The organism is Pseudomonas sp. P135 (assembly GCF_020312125.1).
Taxonomy (GTDB): Bacteria; Pseudomonadota; Gammaproteobacteria; order Pseudomonadales; family Pseudomonadaceae; genus Aquipseudomonas; species Aquipseudomonas fragariae.
In genome coordinates this window covers 1-598 of sequence record NZ_JAGPYR010000054.1, presented here as the reverse complement: position 1 = coordinate 598, position 598 = coordinate 1, and the positions used below count along the sequence as shown (strand labels likewise).

The window sequence follows — 598 nt, the reverse complement described above, 5'->3', positions numbered from 1 at the left end:
TGGTGTGACCCCCGAAGGTTGGATGCAACCTTTGGAGGCGTCATGGGTAAATATACAGAGCAGGCAAAACTCGCAGCCGTGAAAGAGTATTGTGCCGGCAAGGCAGGTTTGAGGGATGTTGCGCATCGCCACGATGTGGACTTTTCCTGCCTTCGTCAGTGGGTCGCGGCTTATCAGATCCACGGCCCAGCCGCTCTTAAAGAGAAAAGGCGACAGCGTTACAGTGACGAATTCAAGCTAGCTGTTTTGAAGCGCATGCATGATGAGCGATTATCACTGCGCCAGACAGCGGCCTTGTTCGATATCCGTCAGTTCGGCATCATCAATCTATGGCAGCGCCTTTTTGACGAAGGTGCTCTTAACGCATCCTCAAAGCCCCCTAAGAAAGCTGGACGCCCAAGAAAGATGACGACGCCCCTTCCCCCTGTGAACTCCGCTCCGATCAACGATGAATCGCGCTCGCGTGACGAGTTGCTTGCCGAGGTGAAGCAACTGCGGATGGAGGTCGATTATCTAAAAAAGCTCGATGCCTTGGTTCAGAAGAAGCAACGAATAGCGCAGCAGAAAAAGCGCAAATCGTGATGGAACTGAGGCCTTT

1 pseudogene is annotated in these 598 nt (G+C 52.8%); it reads left to right on the top strand.

From position 1 onward, the window contains the following. Nucleotides 1–42: 42 nt before the first annotated feature. Nucleotides 43–598: pseudogene (locus tag KBY08_RS26260) on the top strand (IS3-like element ISPsy9 family transposase); the annotation flags it as partial.